This is a genomic window from Streptomyces sp. NPDC014894 (genome assembly GCF_043080985.1).
GTDB lineage: Bacteria > Actinomycetota > Actinomycetes > Streptomycetales > Streptomycetaceae > Streptomyces.
Genome location: NZ_JBIBWD010000001.1, coordinates 617691 through 639920, shown reverse-complemented (window position 1 = coordinate 639920; position 22230 = coordinate 617691). Strand labels below are relative to the sequence as shown.

Genomic DNA, 22230 nt, shown 5'->3' with positions numbered 1-22230 from the left:
GACGGCTCGCGAGCGCCGCCGGGCCCGATCGCCCACGTCACGGGTCTGGCCGTGCCCGCCTCGACACCGGATCCTGGAGACAGAGGCGGATGTGTCGGGGAGGGGCAGTCATGCCGGACATGAGCGCGGGACCGTACCGGGACATCCGCTTCGGCGAGGACGGCGATCTCGACGGCGCGGGGCTGGACCCGCTGCTGCGGCTGGACGTCACCGATCTGGTGATGTTCGCCCATGGCTGGAACAACTCCCCCGCCACGGCCGCCCGGCTGCACGCGGCCTTCTTCGCGCCCTTCCCGTCACTGGTGTCGCCCCGGGTGCGGCTGGGGTACGCGGGGATCCGCTGGCCCTCGATGCGCTTCCCGGACGAGCCCGCGCCGGGATTCGGCCCGCCGGAGCCCGCGCCCCCCGGCCGCGCACCGGAGCCGGGGCAGGGGCTGGACCTCGCGACCCGGTCGGCGCTGAACGGGCTCTTCCCCGGGCACCGGGCCACCGTGGCGCGGCTCTCCCTCCTGCTGGGGACGCGGCCGGAGTCGCCGGGGGCGTTCACCGAGTTCGGCCGGCTGGCCCGGCAGCTGGCCCAGGCCCCGGCGGGCGGACTGGAGGCCTGCTTCACCGACGATCTGCCCCGGGACGAGCAGGGGCCGCCCGCGCTGCTGTACGAGGACGCGCTGACGCTGTGCCGGGCCTTCACGGCGGCGCTGGAGCGGACCGAACCGCCCTCGCCGCCCGGACCCCCGGGGCTGAACGGGGTGTGGCGGGGGGCCAGGGAGCTGCTGCGCCAGACCACGTACTACGCGCTCAAACGCCGGGCGGGGGCCGTCGGGGAGCTGGGGCTCGGACCGCTGCTGGGCCGGCTGGCCCGCGGCCGCCCCGGGATACGGGTGCATCTCGTCGGCCACGGCCAGGGCGCCCGGCTGGTGGCCTTCGCGCTGCGCGGGCTGCCCGACGGGGTGCACAGCGTGAAGTCGGTGACGCTGCTCCAGGCGGCCTTCTCCCAGTACGCGTTCGCGCCCAGCCTGCCGCACGCCGCGCAGAACTCGGGCGCGCTGCGGGCGATGGAGCACCGGGTGGACGGTCCCGTGGTGGCCTGCTACTCCCGCCACGACAGCGCGCTCGGGGTGATCTATCCGCTGGCGTCCCGGCTCGCCGGGGACGACCGGCGTCCCGGCGGGCCCGATCCGCGCTGGTGGGCGGCGGGGCACGGCGGTCTGCGGTCGGCCGGGCCGCCGTCCGTCCGGCTGACGCTGGAGGAGGCGCTGACGCGGGGTCTGCCGCGCGCGGGGTGTGTGAGCCTGGACAGCGCGTCGGTGGTGCGGCGCGGCGGGCCGCCGACCGGGGCGCACAGCGACATCTGCCACCGGGAGCTGGCGCGGGTGGTGGTGGCCGCGGGCCGCATCGGACGCTGATCCGGTCGGCCCCGGCCGGTCGCCGGCATCTGACGCACCCTTGTGACCTGCGATGTTCCAAGGAACATGCCGTAGTCCCGCGAAGGGCATTTTCAATGGAGCCGGATCGGGCAGTCGTACGTCCAAACACCAACGCTCGATGGACGAGCGACGGAGGTGGCAGTGCGATGGCCGGTTTCCGGAGTCTTGCGAGACAGGTGCGCGACGCGCGGTGTGATCTGGCGCTGAGGCGTTACTCCCTGCGCAAGTGCTTGGAGAGATTCGCCCCTTACGGACATAGGGCGACCTGGGATCACCTGTGTGTGCGGCACGGGATCGAACCCGAGGACAGGGCGCCCGATCCGGCGCGGCTGGTGGCCGCGCTGGAGGAACTGGAACGCGCGCGGGCCGTGTGGCTCGCGTACGAGGAGAGCTTCGCGGACCGCCGTAAACGCGAGAAGCACGACGGGCTGCGGCGGCCCGGGTCCGTCGACGACTGGCACCGGCGCACCTGGGGCGGGCACGGGGTGGCGCGCTGCGACCATCCGTCGTGCCACCCGGCGGCCCCGCTGGACGAGGTGCTGCGGCGGCTGATCGGCGCGCTGGAGGACGAACCGGGCGATTCCTGTCCGGTCTGCGAGGCCACCGGAATCGTGTGGCGACAGGATCTGACGAACGAGCCCTGGACCGGACCGGTGTGCACGGGCTGCGGCATCGTGGTGCCCCGGCCCGTACTGACCTCCCAGGCCGTGGCGTCGGCCAAGGAGGCGGGCCGCCGGGGGCTCGCGTCGGTGGCCTGAGCGGCCGCCGGGCGCGGCCCGGCGATACGAGGTGAGCACGGGCGCGAGGCCCGGGGCGGGGCGGCGCCGGAGAACCGGGAGTTCCAGGACCGGGGAGCCGGAGGAGGACCGCCACCCCAGGGGGGGCCGGGCGTCCGGGGTGGTCCCGGGTCCTGATTCGGGCCGGGATCCGGTACGGGGCCGACGCGGCGGGCGCCCGTACGCGGACGGGGTTCAGCCCCCGGCCGTACGGCGGACGGGCTCGGCCCGCGCTCGTACGGGGCGGACACGGTCGGCGGTCGTTCGGACGGGACGGACCCGGCGGCCGGACAGGCGCGATCGCCGCCCCTCACGGCGGGCGCGGTCAGCCGTCGTCCTTGTAGCGGACCGGCATCAGCCGGGAGCCGGCCATCTGGCGGCCGAAGGCGTCGTCGGGGTTGGAGAGCACGCAGGTCTCCAGCGAGAGACAGCCGCAGCCGATGCAGTCGGTGAGGTGGTCGCGCAGCCGCCCGAGCTGTTTGATCCGCTCGTCCAGTTCCTTGCGCCAGGCGTGGGAGAGCCGGGCCCAGTCGTCCCGGTCGGGGGTGCGCTCCTCGGGCAGTTCCGCGAGAGCGTCCCGGATCGTGGCGAGCGGGATGCCGACCCGCTGGGCGGCGCGGACGAAGGCCACCCGGCGCAGGGTGTCCCGGGAGTAGCGGCGCTGATTGCCGGTGGTCCTGCGGCTGGTGATGAGCCCTTTGGACTCGTAGAAGTGCAGGGCGGACACGGCCGCGCCGCTGCGCTCGGAGAGCTGACCGACGGTGAGCTCGTGAGTCTTCTCGGGAAACTGAGGCACCCCTCGAAGCCTAGCGGGTCCTCGTTGACAGAAACACGCCCGCCCAGCATGCTGAGCAAGCGCTTAGGCCCTGGCCGGGAGGCCGGGCCGGCCGGGACGCCGTACGCCGACGAGAGTCAGGGAGCAGGGAGATGGCCGAGCCGAGGATCTTCACCTCAGCCGAGGAACTGCGCGCCGCGGTCGGCGAACCGCTGGGCCCCGGCGACTGGCTGGAGATCGACCAGAAGCGGATCGACCTCTTCGCCGAGGCGACCGGCGACCGGCAGTGGATCCATGTGGACCCCGCGCGCGCGGCGGACGGCCCCTTCGGGACGACCGTCGCCCACGGCTATCTCACGCTCTCGCTGCTGCCGGTCCTGGTGCCCGGGGTGATGCGGGTCGAGGGAATGCGGATGGGCCTCAACTACGGCACCGACAAAGTCCGTTTCCCCGCGCCGGTGCCGGTCGGCTCCCGGCTGCGGGCCACGGCCGTACTGCGCGAGGTGACCGGGGCGGCGGACGGCGGGGTGCAGGTGGCGACCCGGGTCACGATCGAGCGGGAGGGTGGGCAGAAGCCGGTCTGCGTGGCCGACTCGCTGTCCCGCTACTACTTCTGAGCCTCCGCCGCCGTTCCCCCCGCGCGCGTCAGCGGGGGGCCGAGACCATCCGCAGCACGAGGTCGGCGTAGAGCGCGCCGACCTCTTCGGGGGTGCGGCGGCCCTGGACGTTGAACCAGCGCGCGACGTCGACGCAGAGCGAGAGCACGGCCAGGGTCGTCCCCGGCACATCGGGGACGTCGAACTCCCCGGCCTCCACGCCGTCGCGGAGGATCCCGCGCACCACGGCGTCGCTGCGGCGGCGCAGCGCCACGATCTCGGCCCGGTGCTCCTCGGAGAGCGCGTCGAGTTCGTACTGCACCACGCGCGCGGTGTCGTGGCGTCCCGCGTGCCAGCGGACGAAGGAGCGGACGGCCTCGGCGAGGCGCTCGCCGGGGGTGCCGCCGCTCTCGGAGGCGGCCGTCAGGATGCGCAGCGCGCGGTCGTGGCCGATCCGGCTGATGCGGTGGAGCAGCTCTTCCTTGGTCTTGTAGTGGATGTAGAGGGCGGCGGGGCTCATTCCGGCCCGGCCCGCGATGTCGCGGGTCGTGGTGGCGTGATAGCCCCGCTCGGCGAACGCCGCGACGGCGGCCACGAGCAGCTTTCTCGCCGCCTCGGGCGCGACCTCGCCCCACGGCGGGTTCTCGCCGTTCGTCTCCTCGGCCGCAGTCATGGCTCGCCTCTTCTCTTCCCAGCAGGAGGAACACCATACCCCGAAGGTGAGCAAGCGCTTAGCTCCTGGACGGCAAGCCGGGCCGGGGATCCTCGGCGGCGCCGGCGCTCCCCGGCCCGGGCCGCCGCCGGGACTCGCGGACTCGCGCGAGGACCCTCCGCCCGCCGGCCCGGCGTCAACCGACGTGACTCCGAGGCCCGTTGACGCCGACCGGGCGCGCGGCCGCGCATCGGCCGACCCCGCTGGTCCGGCCCTACGATGGGCTCCATGGCCCGACCGCGCAAGCCGCTTCTGAGCAGAGAACGCATCGTCGAGACGGCGGGCGCGCTGGTGGACGCGGAGGGGCTGGAGGCGGTCTCCACCCGGCGGCTCGCGGCCGAACTCGGGGTCAGCGGCCCCTCCCTCTACAACCATTTCCGCACCAAGGGCGAGATCCTCGACGCGGTCGCCGACCGGGTCAGCGCCCGGATCGATCTGTCGATGTTCGCGCCGGACGACGGCCGGGAGTGGGCCGCGGCCCTCCACGACTGGGCCCTCTCCTACCGGGCGGCGCTGACGGCCCATCCGCACATCGTCCCGGTCCTGGCCCGGGGCCCCGGCCGCCGCCCGGCGGGGCTGCGGGCGGCCGACGCGGTCTTCGACGCGATGGCCCGCGCGGGCTGGCCGCCCGCCGAGGCGGCCCGTATCGGCGCACTGCTGGGGTACTTCGTCACCGGCTCGGCCCTGGGGTCGGCCGCCGGCCCCGGCTCCGTGCCCGCCGAGGAGGCGTACGGCTCCCGTCCCGGCCGGGAGCGCCCGGAGGCGACCGACGAGGGGGCCTTCGCGACCGGCCTGCGGGCGATCCTCGACGGGCTGGCCGTGCGGTACGCCGCCGTACGCCGCTGACCGCGCCCCGGCGGTCCCGGGCGCGCGCCGGGGGCGGCCGGGGTCCGCGCGCTCCCGGCCGGAGGGTCCGGGCCGCCCCGGGCTCCCTCCTTCACGTATCGGGGCCGAGCAGCTCGGCGGGGGCGGGACAGACCCGCCGTCCGTGGCGGTCGAAGACATAGAGATGCGCCAGATCGACCAGCAGCGGCACCTGCGCGCCGCGCTGGAGCCAGAGGCTGGGAGGAGTCCGTACGACCAGCGCGCCCGCGCCGACGGGCTGGGGCGTCGGATCGTAGGAGGCGTACGGGTTGTAGGGGAGGCGCTGTGTGCCCCCGAGGCTGACGGTGGAGCCCGGCAGCTGTGCCACCGCGCGCTCCTTCAGCCGGTCGAGGACGCCCGGCCGGGGTCTGGCTCTTCGGCGGCGCGCGGGCCCGGCGGGCCGGGGTGACTCCAGATCGGTGACGGCGGCGGGACGGGAGCCGATGTCGACATAGACCAGCGCCTCGTGCCCCTGGTAGTCGGTGTGCCCGACGATCCCGGTCAGCGGGACCTCCCCGGGCCGGGCCTGGCTCGGCAGGGCGATCCTGGTGGCCTCGGAGCGCAGTCCGACGATGATCGGCCGCCCCTGCTGGATACGGAGCAGCTGATGGTCGACGCTGAGCGGTTCGGGCAGGGGGAGCCGCTGGCTGCCGAGGTCCAGGGACATCCCCTCCTGGGGCGGGGCGTGGACGACGGCCTGGATCAGATTGATCCGGGGGGTGCCGATGAACGCGGCGACGAAGATGTTCTCGGGGAGGGCGTAGATGTCGCGCGGCACGCCCACCTGCTGGAGCACTCCGCCGCGCATGACCGCGACCCGGTCGCCGAGCGACATGGCCTCGGCCTGGTCGTGGGTGACATAGACGGTGGTGACTCCCATCTCCCGGGTGAGCTGGGCGATTTCGGAGCGCAGCTGAATGCGTAACTTGGCGTCGATGTTGGAGAGCGGTTCGTCCATGAGAAAGACGGACGGCCGCCGGGAGATCGCCCGGCCCATGGCGACGCGTTGGCGCTCACCGCCGGAGAGCTGGCTGGGGTAGCGGTCCAGGACGTCCTCGATACCGAGCTTCCGGGCAGTGGCGTCGACCCGGGGGCCTCGGTCCTCTCGCGGGTTCTCCACCCGCAAGGGAAAGCCGATGTTGTCGCGATTGGTCATGTTCGGATAAAGGGCGAAGTTCTGGAAGACCATGGCCATGTCTCGATCACCGGGCGGCACGTCGTTGGCGGGCTGCCCGTCCAGGCGCAGTTCACCCTCGGTGATCGCCTCCAGCCCCGCGATCATGCGCAGGACGGTGGATTTTCCGCAGCCGGAGGGTCCGAGGAGCACCACGAATTCTCCGGGCTCGACCGCGAGGGAGAATCGATCGACGGCGCGTGGTGCCCGTCCGTAACGCTTGCTGACGTTGTGCAGGGAAATCGCGCGAGTCATGTGGGGGTCCCGCCGGGTCAGATGGGGATCGGCTGAGACGCTCGAAAATAGCTGATTATCTCCGGTCGGGGAATCGTCCCGGCGGATGTTTATCCCGACCTTTTTCCATTTCGTCGGTCAAAGTGCGGTTCTGGCACTGGCGATGATGAAAGCCTTCTAATTTGCCGTGAGTGATTTTGCCACGGCCCGGACCCGGTCACCGCACTGCGAAATACATCAAGCACGACAAAAGGGAGCCGCCCCCGGCTTGACGCCGGGGGCGGCGGTGGTGGTGCGCGGCGGGCGGGGCCGGCCGGACGGGCGCGCGCGGGTGCTCCCGGGTGCGTCCGGATGCCCGCGGGACGCCCGCGAGCGGGTCAGACGATGCCGAAGACGACCGAGGCGGCGAGCACCACGAGGGAGGTGAGCGCGGCCCATTTGACCGTGAAGCGGGTGTGGTCGCCGAACTCGACCTTGGCCATGCCCACGAGGACGTAGACGGCGGGGACGAGCGGGCTGGACATGTGGAGGGCCTGGCCGACGAGGGAGGCGCGGGCGATCTCCACCGGGGAGACTCCGTGGGCGGCGCCGGCCTCGGCGAGGACGGGCAGCACACCGAAGTAGAAGCCGTCGTTGGACATGAAGTAGGTGAGCGGGAGGCTCAGCAGACCGGTGACGATGGCCATGTGCGGGCCCATGCCCTCGGGGATGGCCCCGACGAGCCAGTCCGCCATGTGCTTGACCATGCCGGTGCCGGTGAGGACTCCGGTGAAGACGGCGGCGGCGAAGACCATGCCGGCGACGTTGAGGACGTTCTCGGCGTGTGCGCCGATCCGGGCCCGCTGGTCCGACATCTTGGGGTAGTTGACGGTGAGGGCGAGGGCCGCGCCGAGGATGAAGAGGACCGGGATGGGGAGCAGCTCCATGATCATCGCGGTGAGGAGGGCGATGGTGAGCCCGGCGTTGAACCAGTAGAGCTTGGGGCGGAGCGTCTCGCGGTTCGGGTCCAGGCCCTGGAACTCCTCGGTGTCGCCCGGACCGGCGGCCGCGCCGGAGCCGGAGCCCGAGGCGTCGGAGCCGGAGCCCGAGGCGTCGGAGCCGGAGCCCGAGGCCGAGCCGGAGGCCGTACCGGACGCGTCCTTCGCCCCGGAGCCGCCGGCCTTCACCAGCACGGTCTCGCTCTCCGGCTCCAGCGCCTCCTTGAGGGAGAGATAGCCGAGGCGCTTGCGCTCCCGCATGCCGAGCACGTACGAGAGGATGAAGACGAAGAGCAGGCCGACGGCGAGGGCCGGGATCATCGGCACGAAGATGTCGCCCGCGTCCAGCTTCAGCGCGGTGGCGGCACGGGCGGTGGGGCCGCCCCAGGGCAGGGTGTTCATGACGCCGTTGGCGGTGGCGGCGACACCGGTCATCACGACCAGGCTCATGCCGAGCCGCTTGTAGAGCGGATACATCGCCGAGACGGTGATCATGAAGGTGGTCGAGCCGTCGCCGTCGAGCGAGACGATCGCGGCGAGCAGCGCCGTACCGACCACGATCCGCATCGGGTCGGCCTTGCAGAAGCGCAGGATGCCCCGGACGATCGGGTCGAAGAGCCCGACGTCGATCATCACACCGAAGTAGACGATCGCGAACATCAGCATCGCGGCGGTGGGCGCGAGATTGCCGACGCCTTCGATGACGTAGTCCCCGAGATGCGCGCCCTTGCCGACGAGGACACAGAAGAGCGCGGGGACGAGGACCAGCGCCGCGATGGGCGACATCTTCTTCATCATGATCAGGACCAGGAAGGTCGCGATCATGGTGAAGCCGAGGATAGTCAGCATGGGCTACCTAACGTTCATCCTTGAACTCCCACCAGAGGCGGCGGTCCGGATGACGTTAGGTCCCGTCAAAAGCTGTTAACAAGATGTTGACGTGTGAGCAATACGAGCAAAACCCCAGGTCAACGTAGTAGTGCAGGTTTCGGGGGCCATCACTCCCCGACAGAGCCCCCGCGCGGCCCCGCCCGGCCCCCGGTCGCGCCCGGATCCGGGGGCCGGGACACGCCGCCCCGCGCCCGCCGTTTGGCGTTGACGGACCGCCCCCACAATCCTACGGTGACCCATAGGATTCCTTTCGGCTTTCAGTACCGGGAGCGGCGATGAGCGGCAGCGAGCAGCAGGCCATGGAGCGGGCGCGGAAGACGGCGGAGACCCTGGGGCACTCCCCCGGGTTCGGCAACGAGCACAGCTCGGAGGCCGTCCCCGGCGCGCTCCCCGTCGGCCGGAACACCCCCCAGCGGGCCCCGCTGGGGCTGTACGCGGAGCAGCTGAGCGGTTCCGCCTTCACCGAGCCCCGGGCCCGCAACCGCCGCACCTGGCTGTACCGGATCACGCCCTCGGCCGCCCATCCCCCCTACCGCCGCGCCGACAACGGCCGGCTGCGCACCGCGCCGTTCACCGAGACCGTCCCCGACCCCAACCGGCTGCGGTGGAATCCGCTCCCGGCGCCGGAGCCGGGCACCGACTGGCTGGCCGGGCTCTGGACGCTCGGCGGGAACGGGGACGCGACCCGGCGCACCGGCATGGCCGTGCACCTCTACCACGCCAACGCCTCCATGACCGACCGGGTGTTCGGCGACGCCGACGGCGAGCTGCTGATCGTCCCCGAGCTGGGCGGGCTGCTGCTCGTCACCGAGCTGGGGGTGCTCGCCGCCCGGCCGGGCGAGGTCGCGCTGATCCCCCGGGGCGTCCGCTTCCGGGTCGAGCTGCTGGACGAGCGGGCCCGCGGCTATGTCTGCGAGAACTACGGACAGCCCTTCGAGCTGCCGGACCTCGGCCCGATCGGCGCGAACGGCCTCGCCAACGCGCGGGACTTCCTCGCCCCGACCGCGGCGTACGAGGACCGCGCGGGGCCGGTGGAGGTGATCAGCAAGTTCTGCGGGAACCTCTGGGCCGCCGTCCACGACCACTCGCCGCTCGACGTGGTCGCCTGGCACGGCAGCCATGTCCCGTACGTCTACGATCTGCGCCGCTTCAATGTCATGGGCACCATCTCCTACGACCACCCCGACCCGTCGATCTTCACCGTGCTGACCTCCCCGACCGACACCCCCGGGCTCGCGAGCGTGGACTTCGTGGTCTTCGCGCCGCGCTGGCTGGTCGGCGAGGACACCTTCCGGCCGCCGTACTTCCACCGCAATGTGATGAGCGAGTACATGGGTCTGATCGAGGGCGCGTACGACGCCAAGGCCGAGGGATTCGTCCCCGGCGGCGGCTCGCTGCACAACATGATGTCGGCGCACGGGCCCGACCGCGAGACCTTCGAGCGGGCGAGCGCGGCCGAGCTGCGACCGCAGAAGATCGACGACGGCCTCGCCTTCATGTTCGAGACGCGCTGGCCGGTGACGGCCACCGCGCAGGCGGCCGGCGCAGACCATCTGCAGAGCGGCTACGACAACGTATGGCAGGGTCTTGAGCGTCATTTCACGCCGTGATGAGCCCTGACCCGGAGAGACGGAGCCCGCCGTGACCTCCTCCTTCGCCCCCGACTCGCTGGTCCTGAACCGCAAGCTGCCGCTGTGGTACCAGGTCTCGCAGTCGCTGCGCGCCTCGATACTCGGCCGCGCCCCCGACGCGTCGCTGCGACTGCCCACCGAGGAGCGGCTCGCCGCGCACTACGGCGTGAGCGTGCTGACCATGCGCCAGGCCCTGAAGGAGCTGGAGGAGGAGGGGCTGATCAGCCGCCACCGGCGGCGGGGCACCTTCATCGAACCGGGCGCGCGGCGCGGTGCGCCGAGGCGGCTGCTCGGCTCCATCGACGCCATCGTCGCCCAGCAGTCGGGCGAGCTGACGACGATCCTGGACCACGGCCCGGAGCCGGTGCCCGGGGAGCTGGCCGAGCACTTCCCCGATGTGCCGGAGATCGTCGCCTACCGCAGACTGCGCTCCGACGGCGAGAGCGGCGAGCCGACCAACTGGGCGGAGAACGCCGTCCGCCCGGACGTCGCGGAGCGGCTGGAGGTGGCGGATCTGGAGCGCTGGCCCATGACGAAGGTACTGCGGGACACGGCGGGCGTGCGGATCAGCAGGATCACCGACACCGTGGAGGCGCGGCTCGCGGACCCGCGGACGGCCGAGCTGCTGAAGGTGCCGCTGCTGAGCCCGATCCTGCACTACACGGGGGTGACCTACGACCGGGACGGGCGCGTGGTGGACGTGGCCCGGATCCGCTACCGGGGCGACCGGTTCGCGTTCTCGGTGACGGTCGAGGCGGAGTGAGCCGTCCGGCCCCGGCGCGGGCCGGCCAAGGTCTCCGTACCGGACGCGTCGGCCGAGTGGGCGGGCGGGGCGTCCGCCGCGCCGCCGGACGCGCGGCGGCGGGCCGCCGGCCGACAGGGGGGCGGTGGCCGGGACCGCCCGCGCACGGCCGGGCAAGGGTGGACACGGCTGGGCGTGGCGGCGGATGCGGCCGGGCATCCGCGGCTCGCGGCGTGTGACCGGTGGCGGGAGAGGGACTCACCGGCGGGATCGCCGAGGGCGCCGCCGCCCCCGATCACCCTGTCGGGCGGACCGGAGGCGCGCATGGGCGCGGCGCCCGCGCTGGGCGGGCACGCGAACGCGCCGCTGAGGTCGCCGGGAATGACGGACGGCGACGCGTCAGCCGCGCCGCGCCGGGACGGCGTGATCGCCTGAGCGCGGGGCCACGCAGGCGGTGACACGGGAGCGGGTGGGCGCTGCCCGCCGGGAGCGGGACTCCCGGGCGGGGGCGGGGATCAGTGGCGGCTGCCGAAGAGCGTGCGGCGCAGCCTCCGCAGCGGCGCGAAAAGCGAGACGCCGCCCTTGCCCCGGTCGCGGTCGTGCGTCACATCGCGCGAGGTCAGCTCACGCATCAGCGAGGTCGCCTCGACCGTCTCCCGCTGGGGCACGGCGGGACCGCCGAGCACCGACAGATGTCGGTCGAGGCGCGAGCTGGTCGCGCTGTTCCCGCAGACGATCGCGGGCACACGCGCCCTGCTGCGCACTGTTATCTGTTCCATGTCACTCCCCACCCGTACGACGCACCCGGCCCGGGCAGGTTAACCCTATCGCCCCACCAGGACACCCATGTATCCCACCCACAGGATTCACCGCACGCGTACGCGAGTTGACGTCGACGCTACGAATCCGGTCTTTTCCAGGGCGAGTTGGACAGATTCGAGTCTCCACCCACTCATTCTTCCCAGCGGCCCGGCGACGCACGCGCACCGTGCGGAACTCTTTGCTCACGCGTCCGTACTCACCGCTCACCGGCCGTCCGCGCGGCCGCCCGAAATGGCCGGGAAGCGACCGGCACGGGGTGGGCGCGACGGTCGTTCCCGGCCGGAATCAGCGGTGTGATCTCCGCCACCGGGCCCTTGGCCGCCGGTCGCGGCGGGCCCTTCCGCCGGGCCGCCGCCGCCCGCCGCGGCCCGGGTGCGCGCGGGGCGCGCGGACCGACGGCGGGCGGACCGACGGCGGGCGGACCGGCCGTCGCACCCGGACCGGCGACCCGCGCCAGGCGCCCGCGCGACCGACGACCCGCGACCGACGGGCGGGCCCGTGACCCGCGCCCGACGGGCGGCGACCGGCCGGCGACCCGCGCGATCCGCGCGCACCCGGGCCCGCAGCCGGGGGTGCTTCAGACCTGGGCGTTGAACGCGGCGAGGTACCCGCCGGACTGCCCGGCGGCCGTGGGGTGGTACGACTCGCCGATATTGGCCAGGTTGACGCTGTGCAGCCAGGACGCGCCGGAGCAGATCTCGTGCCCGGTGAAGGCCGGCCTGACATCCGCGAAGGCGAACCCGTGGTCGGCCGCGCGCTTGGCGAGGGCCGCGTTGAGATGGTCGGCCGCGCCATTGATCGCGGACCGCTCCCGCTCGGTCAGCCCCGCGACACAGGTGCCGCTGAGCTTGTAGAAGCGGGGATAGCCGAGGACGACGACCTCGGCGGCCGGGGCCCGCGCGTCGATCGCGTCGTACACGGTGTCGAGCCTGCCGGGGAGGGTGCTGTCGACGTACGCGCGGGCCTGGTTCACCCGGTTGACGCAGGCGCTTTCGGACTGGAGGACGCAGGTGGTCATGACATCGGCGAACCCTGCGTCATTGCCGCCCACGGAGAGGGAGACGAGGTCGGTGGAGGCGTTGAGCGGGGCGAGCTGGCCGGAGACGACATCACTCGTACGAGCGCCCGAGCACGCGGTGAACGCGAAGGAGGAGGGTGAGTTCGCGGCGGCCCAGAGCTTGGGGTAGGCCCGGTTGCTGCGCTTGCACGCGCCGGCGGCGCTGTCGTAGGAACCGGCGCCGAGGCCGGAGGAGTAGGAGTCGCCCAGCGCCACGTAGTCGAGGGCGGCGGCACGCTCCCCGGCCTGCGCCTGGCCCGCTCCGGTGAGAGCGAGCGCGGCGGCGAGAAGGAGTGAGGAGGACGTTGCCGCGAGTCGGGACAGTTTCATGGAACCTCCCTCTAGCAGGATCTCTGCCCCAACTTTCTTACCAGTCAGTAGACTTAACCGGAAGTGTCCATGCCAAATGTATTACCCATCGGCTTGACGGAGGCCCGGCCGCCGCACAGCATGAGTGGTCGGCAGCGGGCGCCCGAGGGATCGGATTCAGCCATGGAGAGCACGACGAGCCGGCCCTCCGGCATCCGGTCGGATCTGCTGTGGGCCCTCGCCGGGGCGGTGTTCGCGCTCGCGGCGACCGGATGCGCGCTGGCGATCACGGACGCGGACTCCTCGCTCCGCGCGCCCCTGGCGCTCCTCTTTCTCTTCACCGGCCCGGCGGGCGGTCTCTACGCGGTCACTCGGGGGCTCGATCCGGCCATTCGCGCGACCGCCGCCGGAACGGGCGCCACCGGGACCCTTCTGCTGGCCTCCTGGCTCCACACGGCCACCGGACCGGCGTCGGCCACCGGGGGAATCACCCTGGTCGCAGCCGTCACCGCACTGCTCTTCGCCGCGACGGCCGTCCGCCACAGGCGCGGCGAGCGGCCGAAGGGCGAGACCGATCGCACAGACGGCCGAGGGTGAACCCCTACCACCGGCTCTCTAACAGCTGACTGTTGAACAGTTATCAAATATGTAAAAACTAAGGGCAGTTACCCAGTCTTGCCCTAGAGTCACCGACATCAACACCGTCGTACACCCACCCGCAACGGTTCATCATGCAGGCGGCTCAAGGGGAGGGCTCAAGCGTCGCGATGAACTCCGCGCGCGCGTGGCAGGGGGGTGCCGTGGCCGGTTTTCGTGCTCATACCGAGCCGTAACACGGCGCGGCCAGTTCCGCTTCTCATCCGACCGGCCCGGAGGTTGTTCCGCCATGGGCGGGTGAGAGGCGAACCCCCTTTTCGAACCGGAAACTCATCCGGACCGCCCGGGGGCGGGCGGTCCACCGGTGGAGAGGGAAGAGAAACCCATGAGTTCAGTCCTGCACCCGGCCGCTCCGGGGCAAGATCCGTCGGTCCCGGCGCGAGCGTCGCTCGACGACACCGGTCGCACGGCGGCCGGCTACCGGCCCATCTCCTCGCATCTGGCGATCACCCCGCCCGTGAGCGTCGTGATCCCCGCCATGAACGAGGCCGCGAACCTGCCGCACGTCTTCAAGACGCTCCCCGACTGGATCCATGAAGTCGTCCTGGTCGACGGGAACTCCACGGACGACACCGTCGAGGTCGCCCGTGCGCTGTGGCCCGGCGTGAAGGTCGTCAGACAGGTGGGCAAGGGCAAGGGAGACGCCCTCATCAGCGGCTTCGAGGCCTGCACCGGCGAGATCATCGTCATGGTCGACGCCGACGGCTCGGCAGACGGCAACGAGATCGTCTCTTATGTCTCCGCCCTCGTCTCCGGCGCCGACTTCGCCAAGGGATCGCGCTTCGCCAACGGCGGCGGCACCGATGACATGACCTTCGTCCGCAAACTGGGCAACTCGGTCCTGTGCTCCATCGTGAACACCAAGTTCGGGGCCCGTTACACCGATCTCTGCTACGGATACAACGCCTTCTGGAAGCACTGCCTCGACAAGATCACCCTGGACTGCACGGGCTTCGAGATCGAGACCCTGATGAACATCCGCGTCGTCAAGGCCGGACTGCGCGTCCAGGAGGTCCCCAGCCACGAGTACAACCGGATCCACGGCGTCAGCAATCTCAGCGCGGTCCGCGACGGCATCCGGGTGCTCAAGGTGATCCTCCAGGAGAAGGGCGTCGGACGCGCCGAGCGCCGCCGCGGCGGGGCCTCGGCCGGCGTCCGCGTCCCCCGGGGAGAGATGTCTTGAGCGACCGCCGCTTCTCGGTGGTGATCTGCGTCTACACCGAGGACCGCTGGGACGACATCCTCGCGGCCGTCGCCTCGGTGCGCGACCAGTCGTCGCCGGCCCTGGAGACCCTTCTGGTGGTCGACCACAATCCGGCGCTGCTCGACCGGCTCGCCCGCCGGTACGCGGACCACGGCCCGGCGGTGCGGGTGCTCGCCAACGCGGGCCCCCGGGGGCTCTCCGCCGGACGCAACACCGGAATCGCCGCCGCCCGGGCCGAGTTCATCGCCTTCCTCGACGACGACGCCGTGGCCGAGACCGACTGGCTGCGCTGGTTCGCCGAGGGGTACGACGATCCGCGCGTGATGGCGGTCGGCGGCCGGACCGCCCCCGCCTGGGAGTCGGGGCGCAGGCCCGTCTGGTTCCCCGAGGAGTTCGACTGGGTCGTCGGCGCCTCCTACCGGGGCCAGCCCCCGGGCCGGGTGCGGGTCCGCAATGTGCTCGGCGGGAACGCCTCCTTCCGGCGCACCGCGTTCGACGCCTCGGGCGGCTTCGCCACCGGCATCGGGCGCGACGGCGACAAGCGCCCGCTGGGGTGCGAGGAGACCGAGCTGTGCATCCGGCTCGGCGCGGCGCTCCCCGACGCCGTGCTGCTGATCGACGACCGCGCGGTGATCCACCACAAGGTCCCGGCGGTGCGCGAGCGGTTCGCCTACTTCCGTACGCGCGCCTACGCCGAGGGGCTCTCCAAGGCGCTGGTGGCCAAGAGCGTGGGGGCGGGCAAGGGACTGGAGTCCGAGCGCCGCTACACCACGCGGGTGCTGCCGGCGGGAGTGGTGCGCGGGCTGCGGGACGCCGTGCTGGGACGGCCCGGCGGCGTGGGCCGCGCGGGCGCGATCCTCACCGGGGTCGCCGCGGCCGCCGGCGGCTATGCGATCGGGACCGCGCGGGCCCGCCGGGGCGCGGTGAGCTTCTCCTCCGGGCCCATCGCCCCGCTGCCGGCGGCGCACCCCGGAAACGGGAACGCCGGAGCCGCCGAGGCCGCCACCGGGCCCGGGACCACCGGGACCACCGGGACCACCGGGACCCCGAGCGGCACACCGGTCACACCCGACACGTCCGCCGCACCGGCCATATCCGTCACCCCGGCCACGTCGGTCACCCCGGTCGCCTCGGGGAGTGAGACCCGGTGAACGAGCCCGTACCCGTACTGATGTACCACGCCGTCGCTCATCAGCCGGCCCGGGCCACCCACGGTCTGTCGGTCTCCCCCGGCGCCTTCGCCGAGCAGATGGCGCTGCTGGACGAACGCGGTTTCACCCCCGTCACCACCGCCCGGCTGGGCGAGTGCTGGCGCTCCGGCGGAAGGACGCCGCTGCCGCGCAGACCGGTGCTGATCACCTTCGACGACGGTTACGAGGGTGTGCACCGGCACGCCCTGCCCGTCCTGGCCCAGCACGGCTTCGCCTCCACCCTCTTCGTCTCGACCGGCTGGCTGCGCGGCGCGCACGAGGAGGGCGGCGCGCTCGACACCATGCTCGACTGGGACCAGGTGCGGGAGCTGGCGGAGGCGGGCACGGAGATCGGCGGTCACACCCACAGCCATCCGCAGATGGACCAGCTGGACGACGAACGGCTGCGGTACGAGACGGTCCGCTGCCGCGACATCATCGCGGACGAGGTGGGCGAGCGGCCGCTCTCCTTCGCCTATCCCTTCGGCTACTCCAGCCGCCGGGTGCGCGAGACGGTCCGGGAGGCCGGCTTCGCCCAGTCCCTCGCGGTCGGCAACGCGCTCGCCCGGCCCGCCCAGGGCCCGTACGCCATCAACCGGGTGACCGTGCGGCGCGGCACCGGCGCCGAGGAGTTCGCACGGCTGGTGGAGGGCCGGGCGATCGGCCGCGCCTTCGCCCGGGACCGGGCCCTCACCAAGGGGTACGCCATGGTCCGGCGGACCCGGCGGGCGCTGACCGTGGTCCGGGGCGGCGTCCGCTGAACGAGCCGTCCGGTGGCGCGCCCCCGACCCGGGGCGCGCCACCGGGCAAAACTCCGTGCGCCCGAGGGGCCGGTGCCGGATCATGGCCCCCATGTCAGCCGTACAGCCTCAGATGGAGCGCATGTCTGCCGCAGCCGCACAGCCTCAGGACACCCTGCCGATCCGGCTCAACGTCGATGACAGCGACTCTCCGTCGGACGTCATCGACGCGCTCTTCCTCGGCCGCTTCGCGACCGGGGAGCAGCCCCACGCCCACGCCCATCAGATCGAGCGCGTCAAGCACGGCTTCGATCTGCTGCCCGAGGGGGCCAGGGTGCTGCGGTCCGCGCGCGACGACGACCGCCGCGCGGTGCTCGCCGAGGGCGACGGCTACACCGTGCTCGTCTCCCACTGGAATCGCGGCGCCGATGTCACGGTGACGGCGGTCAGCGCCGAGCTGGCCGAGCGGATCGTCAAGGAGTCGACCGCCGAGGCCGCCGACGATCCGGAGCCGCAGCCGGAGAATGTGACGATGGGCTTCTGGTACGTCTCCCCCCGGCGCGGCCCGCACCGCACCACGCGCCAGATCGGGGCCGGCACCTGGGAGGAGGTCCGGCCCAACTACACGGCCCCGGTGGCCGACGCCATGGACCGGCTGATGAAGGTCACCCCGGACGACATCTCGGGCCGGCTGCTGCTGCTCCACGGCCCGCCGGGGACCGGCAAGACCTCCGCGCTGCGCACGCTGGCCCGCTCCTGGCGGGACTGGTGCCAGGTGGACTGTGTGCTCGACCCGGAGCGGCTCTTCAACGACGTCGGCTATCTGATGGACATCGCCATCGGCGAGGACGAGGGGACCGCGAAGGGCCGCTGGCGGCTGCTGCTCCTGGAGGACTGCGACGAGCTGATCCGCGGCGAGGCCAAGCACACGGCGGGCCAGGCGCTCTCCCGGCTGCTGAATCTGACCGACGGGCTGCTGGGCCAGGGCCGCAATGTGCTGGTCGGGGTGACGACCAATGAGGATCTGGAGCGGCTCCACCCGGCGGTGGTGCGCCCGGGCCGCTGTCTGGCCAGGATCGAGGTCGGGCCGCTGACCCGTGAGGAGTCGGTGGGCTGGCTGGGCGCCGAGGAGGGCGTGGGCCGGAGCGGCTCGACGCTGGCGGAGCTGTTCGCGCTGCGCCGGGGCAGCGGCCCGGCCGCCATCCCCGACCAGCCCAGCGGGTCGGACGCGGGACTGTATCTCTGAATCCCCCGTCACCGTCCGGGAGCGGGCGCGCCGGTCGGCCGCCGTACGCGGGCGGGCCGGCGCGCGCACGGCGTCGTGCGCGGGGGCGCCCGGGGCCTTCGTACCCGTACGCGGAGATCAGCCGTCGTACGCCGCCCGGGCCGCGTCCCGGGCCGCCGACAGCGCCTCCTCGCGGGTGACGCCGAGCCGGTGCGCCCGCTCGGCGAACGTCCGCGCGGCCTGCGCGAGTTCCCGGGCGGCCGCGTCCGCCGCCGCGGCGACGAAGGTGCCGTTGCGGCCGCGGGTCTCGATCACACCGTCGGCCTCCAGCGCGCGATACGCCTTGGCCACCGTGTTCGCGGCCAGACCGAGTTCCTCCGCGAGGCCCCGGACGGTCGGCAGCCGGTAGCCCACCGGCAGCGCGCCGGAGCGCGCCTGTCCGGAGATCTGCGCGCGGAGCTGTTCGAAGGGGGCGTCGGCCGACGCGGCGTCGATGGCGATCTTCAGGGTCACCCGGCGATTCTCCCCCATCGGGCCCCGCGCGCCGCGGAGAAAACCCGGGGCGGCCCGGCCGGTCCGCCGCATACCGTCGTGACCATGACGGTTTCTGTGGAGATACGGCTGGTCAAGGCGGGTGTCACCAAGATCCGCTACCCGGCGGAGCTGGTGGCCGACGACGGCGTCCGCGCGGTGGTCCGCGCGCCCTGGGCGGGCGAGGGGGTGCGGGACTTCGGGTTCGTCCGCTTCGAACCGGGCGATGTGTTCACCGAGCACTACTGGCGGGACCGGTGGTACGCGGTGAAGGAGGTGCGCACCGGGGAGGGCGCGCTCAAGGGCTGGTACTGCGACATCGCCCGGCCGGCCCGGCTGACGGCCGGGGAGCTGAGCGTGGAGGACCTGGACCTGGATCTGTGGGTGTCGGCCGACGGCTCACGGGTGCTGCGGCTGGACGAGGACGAGTTCGCCGCGAGCGGGCTCCCCGAGCGGGACCCGGAGGCCGCCGCGCGGGCCGTGGCCGCCCTGGACGAGCTGGAGGCCCTCGCCCGGGGGCGGGGCCTGGCGGAACTGCTGCGGTAGCGCGAACAGACGGGCACCCTCCCCGCGGTCGGACCGGCGGGGAGGGTGCTCGGGGGTCACGCGGAGACGTTGCGGCGGCGGTCGATCGACTTCTTGATCAGGGGCCAGGCCAGCAGAATCGCGATGATCACGTAGATCGTCACCGAGAACGGCGTGTTGACCAGGCCGCTGACGCTGCCGTCGCTGATCTGGAGGGCACGGCGCAGCTGCTGTTCGGCGGCCGGGCCGAGGATCACACCGATGACGGCCGGCAGCACGGGCAGGCCGTAACGGCGCATCCCGAAGCCGAGCAGACCGATGATCAGCAGGATGACCAGGTCGAGGGCCTCGCCGCCGACCGCGTACGCGCCGACTCCGGCGAAGAAGAGGATTCCCGCGTACAGGTAGGGGCGGGGGATCTTCAGCAGCTTCGCCCACACCGGCGCGAGCGGCAGGTTCAGGGCGAGCAGCAGGACCATGCCGACGAACAGCGAGGCGATGAGGCCCCAGACCAGGTCCGGCTCGCGCTCGAAGAGCAGCGGTCCGGGCTGGATGCCGTACTGCTGGAAGGCGGCCAGCATGACGGCGGCCACGGCGGTGGTCGGCAGGCCGAGGGTCAGCATGGAGACCAGGGTGCCCGCGGCGGAGGCCGAGGCGGCCGACTCGGGTCCGGCGACGCCCTCGATGGCGCCCTTGCCGAATTCCTTCTTGTTCTTGGAGAGCCGCTTCTCGGTGACGTAGGAGAGGAAGGTCGGGATCTCCGCGCCGCCCGCGGGGATCGCGCCGAACGGGAAGCCGATGAACGGTCCGCGCAGCCAGGGCTTCCAGGTGCGCTTCAGGTCGTCCTTGCCGAGCCAGGGGCGGCCGACCGGGATGGGCGGGGCCGAGTTGCGGCGGAGGTGGGCCGCGACCCAGAGCGCCTCGCCGATGGCGAAGAGTCCGACCGCGACGATGACGACGTCGACGCCGTCGGCGAGGTGGAGCGAGCCGAAGGTGAGCCGCTGCTGTCCGGTCATCTGGTCGAGACCGACGAGGCCGATGGTGAGACCGATGAGCAGGGAGGCCAGACCGCGGATGCGGGAGGAGCCGAGGACCGAGGTGACCGCGATGAAGGCGAGCACCATGATGGCGAAGTAGTCGGGCGCGCCGATGTCCACCGCGAGTTCGGCGACCGTGGGGGCGAGCGCGACCAGCAGGATGGTGCCGATCAGACCGCCGGCGAAGTGACCGACCGCGGCGGCGGCGAGGGCTTGTGAGCCCCGCCCCGACTTGGCCATGGGATTGCCCTCGATGGCGGCGACGACCGCCGCGCTCTCACCGGGGGTGTTGAGCAGGATCGAGGTGGTGGAGCCGCCGAACATGGCTCCGTAGTAGATGCCGGCGAACATGATGAACGCGCCGGTCGGCTCGAGTCCGTAGGTGACGGGCAGCAGCAGGGCCACGGCCATCGCGGGCCCGATGCCGGGCAGCACTCCGATGGCGGTGCCCAGCAGGACGCCGATCACCGCCCAGAGCAGGTTGATCGGGGTCAGCGCGGTGCCGAATCCGTCGATCAGCGAATTGAGAGAGTCCATCGGCTAGAGCACCCCCATCAGCGGGCCACCGGGGAGCGGAACGCCGAGCAGATTGTTGAAGAGGTAGTACGTGACCAGCGCGAGGGACGCGGCGATCAGTGGATCACGGTGGAAGTGCCGGCTGCCGAGGGCGAAGGCCGCGCCCCAGAAGAGCAGCGCTCCGGCGATGGGGAAGCCGAGCGGGCCGATGAGAACGGCGAAGCCGAGGAAGACTCCGGCGAGCAGCAGCACGGTGCGCCAGTCGCTGGGCTCGGCCAGGTCGACGTCCTCGCCGGCCTCCGCCTCGCCGTGGCCGCCGCGGACGACGTCGACGGCGAGGAGTACGGCGATCACGAGCAGGCCGAGGCCGACGGCTATCGGCACGGTCTTGGGGCCGACGGGTCCGCGCTGGGAGATGTCGACTTCCATGGTGAGCGCGTCCGTGAGGACGAGCACGCCGATCAGGAAGAGCAGGACGCTGACGCCGATCTCGGAGTGCTCGCGCAGCCAGGACCGGGTGCCGCCGGGGCGGGCGGAGGTGTCTGCCGAGTGCGTCGCGGGGGATTCCTGTGAGTTCACAGTCCGAGCTCCTTCAGCACCGAGTCCACGCGCTTGTCCTGTTCCGCCAGGAAGTCACCGAACTTGTCGCCGGTGAGGAAGGCGTCGCTCCAGCCGTTCTTCTTGAGCGACTCCTTCCACTCGTCGGAGGCATGCAGTTCCTTGATCAGGTTGGTGAGCTTGTCGCGCTCGGCGTCCGAGATGCCGGGCGGGGCGACGATTCCGCGCCAGTTGGTGAACTCGGTGTCGAGTCCGGCCTCGCGCAGGGTGGGGGCGTCCAGTCCGGGCACCCGCTCGGGTCCGGTGACGGCCAGCAGCCGCAGCTCGCCGGACTTGATCTGGTCGAGGTACTCGCCGACGCCGGAGACGCCGAAGGCGACCTTGTTGCCGAGGATGGAGGCGAGCAGCTCGCCGCCGCCGTCGAAGGGGATGTAGTTGACGGTCTTCGGCGCGATCCCGGCGGCCTGGGCCATCAGCATGGGCGCGAGGTGGTCGGGGCCGCCCGGGGAGGAACCGCCGCCGACCGGCAGCTTGCCGGGGTTCTTCTTCCAGGCGGTGAGGAGGTCGTCGATCGTCTTGTACGGGGAGTCCTTGCCGACGACGACGATGTCCTGCTCTTCGGTGAGCCGGGCGATCGGGGTGGTGTCGGCGAGCGTCTTGGGCGTCTTGTTGGTGTGGACCGCGCCCACGACCCCGAGACCCATGGACATGGCGAGCTTGCCGTTGCCGTGCTCGCCGATGAGCCGGGTCAGTCCGACGGTGCCGCCGGCACCCGGGAGGTTGAAGACCTCGATGTTGTGGGTCAGGCCCGCGTCCTCGGCGTTCTTCGCCGCGGTGCGGGCGGTGATGTCGTAGCCACCGCCCGGAGTGTTCGGGACCATGAACCGCAACCCGGGAATCTGCGTTCCGGTGTCGGAGCCTTTGCCCTCGCTGAGCAGTGGCGGCCCCACGAACACCAGCAACGCCGCCCCGAGCAGGGCGAGGGGAGTGCGCAATCGCACGTGAGCCGCCTTTCGGTAGGGGAATGTGTGAAGTGGCCCACATGTTGCCGGTGCGTTAA

22 protein-coding genes are annotated in these 22230 nt (G+C 72.3%); 12 read left to right on the top strand and 10 right to left on the bottom strand.

The window, feature by feature from the left end:
- Positions 1-119: 119 nt before the first annotated feature.
- Both ACF089_RS02710 and ACF089_RS02705 read left to right on the top strand, forming a co-directional pair.
- On the top strand, positions 120-1406 hold the full coding sequence (locus ACF089_RS02710) for a serine-threonine protein kinase (protein ID WP_392021596.1): 1287 nt from the start codon (positions 120-122) through the stop codon (positions 1404-1406).
- 167 nt (positions 1407-1573) lie between these two features.
- Positions 1574-2185, top strand: coding sequence for a hypothetical protein (locus tag ACF089_RS02705; RefSeq protein WP_392020811.1), 612 nt, complete (start codon positions 1574-1576; stop codon positions 2183-2185).
- 343 nt (positions 2186-2528) lie between these two features.
- Here ACF089_RS02705 and soxR read toward each other — a convergent pair whose 3' ends face one another.
- The gene (gene soxR, locus ACF089_RS02700) at positions 2529-2999 is read right to left on the bottom strand and encodes a redox-sensitive transcriptional activator SoxR (RefSeq protein ID WP_392020809.1); all 471 of its coding nucleotides are present in this window, start codon (positions 2997-2999) and stop codon (positions 2529-2531) included.
- A 131-nt stretch (positions 3000-3130) separates the two neighbouring features.
- Here soxR and ACF089_RS02695 point away from each other — a divergent pair, with 131 nt between their 5' ends.
- Positions 3131-3595, top strand: coding sequence for a MaoC family dehydratase (locus ACF089_RS02695; protein ID WP_392020806.1), 465 nt, complete (start codon positions 3131-3133; stop codon positions 3593-3595).
- A gap of 28 nt (positions 3596-3623) precedes the next feature.
- Here ACF089_RS02695 and ACF089_RS02690 read toward each other — a convergent pair whose 3' ends face one another.
- Positions 3624-4247 (bottom strand): TetR/AcrR family transcriptional regulator, encoded by a 624-nt coding sequence (locus ACF089_RS02690; RefSeq protein ID WP_392020803.1) that lies wholly within the window; start codon positions 4245-4247, stop codon positions 3624-3626.
- A 267-nt stretch (positions 4248-4514) separates the two neighbouring features.
- Here ACF089_RS02690 and ACF089_RS02685 point away from each other — a divergent pair, with 267 nt between their 5' ends.
- Positions 4515-5132 carry a TetR/AcrR family transcriptional regulator gene (locus ACF089_RS02685; RefSeq protein WP_392020799.1) on the top strand — a complete coding sequence of 206 codons (618 nt, stop codon included), beginning with the start codon at positions 4515-4517 and terminating at the stop codon, positions 5130-5132.
- Positions 5133-5223: 91 nt separating this feature from the next.
- Here the strand turns inward: ACF089_RS02685 and ACF089_RS02680 are convergent, their stop codons facing one another.
- On the bottom strand, positions 5224-6579 hold the full coding sequence (locus tag ACF089_RS02680) for an ABC transporter ATP-binding protein (RefSeq protein WP_392020796.1): 1356 nt from the start codon (positions 6577-6579) through the stop codon (positions 5224-5226).
- Between the two features lie 356 nt (positions 6580-6935).
- Positions 6936-8384, bottom strand: a complete 1449-nt coding sequence (locus ACF089_RS02675) for a CitMHS family transporter (protein ID WP_392020794.1) — start codon at positions 8382-8384, stop codon at positions 6936-6938.
- 317 nt (positions 8385-8701) lie between these two features.
- Here ACF089_RS02675 and hmgA point away from each other — a divergent pair, with 317 nt between their 5' ends.
- The gene (gene hmgA / locus ACF089_RS02670) at positions 8702-10036 is read left to right on the top strand and encodes a homogentisate 1,2-dioxygenase (protein ID WP_392020791.1); all 1335 of its coding nucleotides are present in this window, start codon (positions 8702-8704) and stop codon (positions 10034-10036) included.
- A 31-nt stretch (positions 10037-10067) separates the two neighbouring features.
- Positions 10068-10820, top strand: a complete 753-nt coding sequence (locus ACF089_RS02665; protein ID WP_392020789.1) for a GntR family transcriptional regulator — start codon at positions 10068-10070, stop codon at positions 10818-10820.
- Positions 10821-11314: 494 nt separating this feature from the next.
- Here the strand turns inward: ACF089_RS02665 and ACF089_RS02660 are convergent, their stop codons facing one another.
- A complete protein-coding gene (locus ACF089_RS02660; protein ID WP_392020787.1) occupies positions 11315-11578 on the bottom strand; it encodes a hypothetical protein in 264 nt (87 codons plus the stop codon).
- 620 nt (positions 11579-12198) lie between these two features.
- Complete coding sequence (locus tag ACF089_RS02655) at positions 12199-13008, bottom strand: SGNH/GDSL hydrolase family protein (protein ID WP_392020786.1); 810 nt, start codon at positions 13006-13008, stop codon at positions 12199-12201.
- 162 nt (positions 13009-13170) lie between these two features.
- Between ACF089_RS02655 and ACF089_RS02650 the strand changes: the two genes are divergently transcribed.
- The 5 genes from ACF089_RS02650 to ACF089_RS02630 all read left to right on the top strand — a co-directional run bounded on the left by ACF089_RS02650 (position 13171) and on the right by ACF089_RS02630 (position 18024).
- Positions 13171-13584 carry a hypothetical protein gene (locus ACF089_RS02650; protein WP_392020784.1) on the top strand — a complete coding sequence of 138 codons (414 nt, stop codon included), beginning with the start codon at positions 13171-13173 and terminating at the stop codon, positions 13582-13584.
- Positions 13585-13969: 385 nt separating this feature from the next.
- The gene (locus ACF089_RS02645; protein WP_392020780.1) at positions 13970-14827 is read left to right on the top strand and encodes a glycosyltransferase family 2 protein; all 858 of its coding nucleotides are present in this window, start codon (positions 13970-13972) and stop codon (positions 14825-14827) included.
- The gene (locus ACF089_RS02640) at positions 14824-15999 is read left to right on the top strand and encodes a glycosyltransferase family 2 protein (RefSeq protein WP_392020778.1); all 1176 of its coding nucleotides are present in this window, start codon (positions 14824-14826) and stop codon (positions 15997-15999) included. Before ACF089_RS02645 ends, ACF089_RS02640 begins: the two co-directional genes overlap by 4 nt.
- Before the next feature lie 20 nt (positions 16000-16019).
- Entirely contained in the window at positions 16020-16799 is a 780-nt protein-coding gene (locus tag ACF089_RS02635) for a polysaccharide deacetylase family protein (RefSeq protein WP_392021594.1), read from the top strand.
- 112 nt (positions 16800-16911) lie between these two features.
- A complete protein-coding gene (locus ACF089_RS02630; RefSeq protein WP_392021591.1) occupies positions 16912-18024 on the top strand; it encodes a DUF5925 domain-containing protein in 1113 nt (370 codons plus the stop codon).
- A 117-nt stretch (positions 18025-18141) separates the two neighbouring features.
- Here the strand turns inward: ACF089_RS02630 and ACF089_RS02625 are convergent, their stop codons facing one another.
- Complete coding sequence (locus ACF089_RS02625) at positions 18142-18516, bottom strand: GntR family transcriptional regulator (RefSeq protein ID WP_392020775.1); 375 nt, start codon at positions 18514-18516, stop codon at positions 18142-18144.
- 84 nt (positions 18517-18600) lie between these two features.
- Here ACF089_RS02625 and ACF089_RS02620 point away from each other — a divergent pair, with 84 nt between their 5' ends.
- Positions 18601-19080 (top strand): DUF402 domain-containing protein, encoded by a 480-nt coding sequence (locus ACF089_RS02620; protein ID WP_392020772.1) that lies wholly within the window; start codon positions 18601-18603, stop codon positions 19078-19080.
- 56 nt (positions 19081-19136) lie between these two features.
- Here the strand turns inward: ACF089_RS02620 and ACF089_RS02615 are convergent, their stop codons facing one another.
- From ACF089_RS02615 to ACF089_RS02605, 3 genes are read right to left on the bottom strand one after another with little or no spacing between them, the layout of a single operon-like run.
- The gene (locus ACF089_RS02615; protein WP_392020769.1) at positions 19137-20633 is read right to left on the bottom strand and encodes a tripartite tricarboxylate transporter permease; all 1497 of its coding nucleotides are present in this window, start codon (positions 20631-20633) and stop codon (positions 19137-19139) included.
- Positions 20634-20636: 3 nt separating this feature from the next.
- Entirely contained in the window at positions 20637-21191 is a 555-nt protein-coding gene (locus tag ACF089_RS02610; protein WP_392020766.1) for a tripartite tricarboxylate transporter TctB family protein, read from the bottom strand.
- Positions 21188-22171, bottom strand: coding sequence for a Bug family tripartite tricarboxylate transporter substrate binding protein (locus tag ACF089_RS02605; protein WP_392020763.1), 984 nt, complete (start codon positions 22169-22171; stop codon positions 21188-21190). Before ACF089_RS02605 ends, ACF089_RS02610 begins: the two co-directional genes overlap by 4 nt.
- Positions 22172-22230 lie beyond the last annotated feature (59 nt).

What these genes read in the sequence shown, in the direction of transcription:
- ACF089_RS02710 (WP_392021596.1), top strand. Translation starts at nt 120, where the DNA reads ATGAGCGCGGGACCGTACCGGGACATCCGCTTCGGCGAGGACGGCGAT.
- ACF089_RS02705 (WP_392020811.1), top strand. Translation starts at nt 1,574, where the DNA reads ATGGCCGGTTTCCGGAGTCTTGCGAGACAGGTGCGCGACGCGCGGTGT.
- ACF089_RS02695 (WP_392020806.1), top strand. Translation starts at nt 3,131, where the DNA reads ATGGCCGAGCCGAGGATCTTCACCTCAGCCGAGGAACTGCGCGCCGCG.
- ACF089_RS02690 (WP_392020803.1), bottom strand. Translation starts at nt 4,247, where the DNA reads ATGACTGCGGCCGAGGAGACGAACGGCGAGAACCCGCCGTGGGGCGAG.
- ACF089_RS02685 (WP_392020799.1), top strand. Translation starts at nt 4,515, where the DNA reads ATGGCCCGACCGCGCAAGCCGCTTCTGAGCAGAGAACGCATCGTCGAG.
- ACF089_RS02680 (WP_392020796.1), bottom strand. Translation starts at nt 6,579, where the DNA reads ATGACTCGCGCGATTTCCCTGCACAACGTCAGCAAGCGTTACGGACGG.
- ACF089_RS02675 (WP_392020794.1), bottom strand. Translation starts at nt 8,384, where the DNA reads ATGCTGACTATCCTCGGCTTCACCATGATCGCGACCTTCCTGGTCCTG.
- hmgA (WP_392020791.1), top strand. Translation starts at nt 8,702, where the DNA reads ATGAGCGGCAGCGAGCAGCAGGCCATGGAGCGGGCGCGGAAGACGGCG.
- ACF089_RS02660 (WP_392020787.1), bottom strand. Translation starts at nt 11,578, where the DNA reads ATGGAACAGATAACAGTGCGCAGCAGGGCGCGTGTGCCCGCGATCGTC.
- ACF089_RS02655 (WP_392020786.1), bottom strand. Translation starts at nt 13,008, where the DNA reads ATGAAACTGTCCCGACTCGCGGCAACGTCCTCCTCACTCCTTCTCGCC.
- ACF089_RS02650 (WP_392020784.1), top strand. Translation starts at nt 13,171, where the DNA reads ATGGAGAGCACGACGAGCCGGCCCTCCGGCATCCGGTCGGATCTGCTG.
- ACF089_RS02645 (WP_392020780.1), top strand. Translation starts at nt 13,970, where the DNA reads ATGAGTTCAGTCCTGCACCCGGCCGCTCCGGGGCAAGATCCGTCGGTC.
- ACF089_RS02635 (WP_392021594.1), top strand. Translation starts at nt 16,020, where the DNA reads ATGTACCACGCCGTCGCTCATCAGCCGGCCCGGGCCACCCACGGTCTG.
- ACF089_RS02630 (WP_392021591.1), top strand. Translation starts at nt 16,912, where the DNA reads ATGGAGCGCATGTCTGCCGCAGCCGCACAGCCTCAGGACACCCTGCCG.
- ACF089_RS02620 (WP_392020772.1), top strand. Translation starts at nt 18,601, where the DNA reads ATGACGGTTTCTGTGGAGATACGGCTGGTCAAGGCGGGTGTCACCAAG.
- ACF089_RS02615 (WP_392020769.1), bottom strand. Translation starts at nt 20,633, where the DNA reads ATGGACTCTCTCAATTCGCTGATCGACGGATTCGGCACCGCGCTGACC.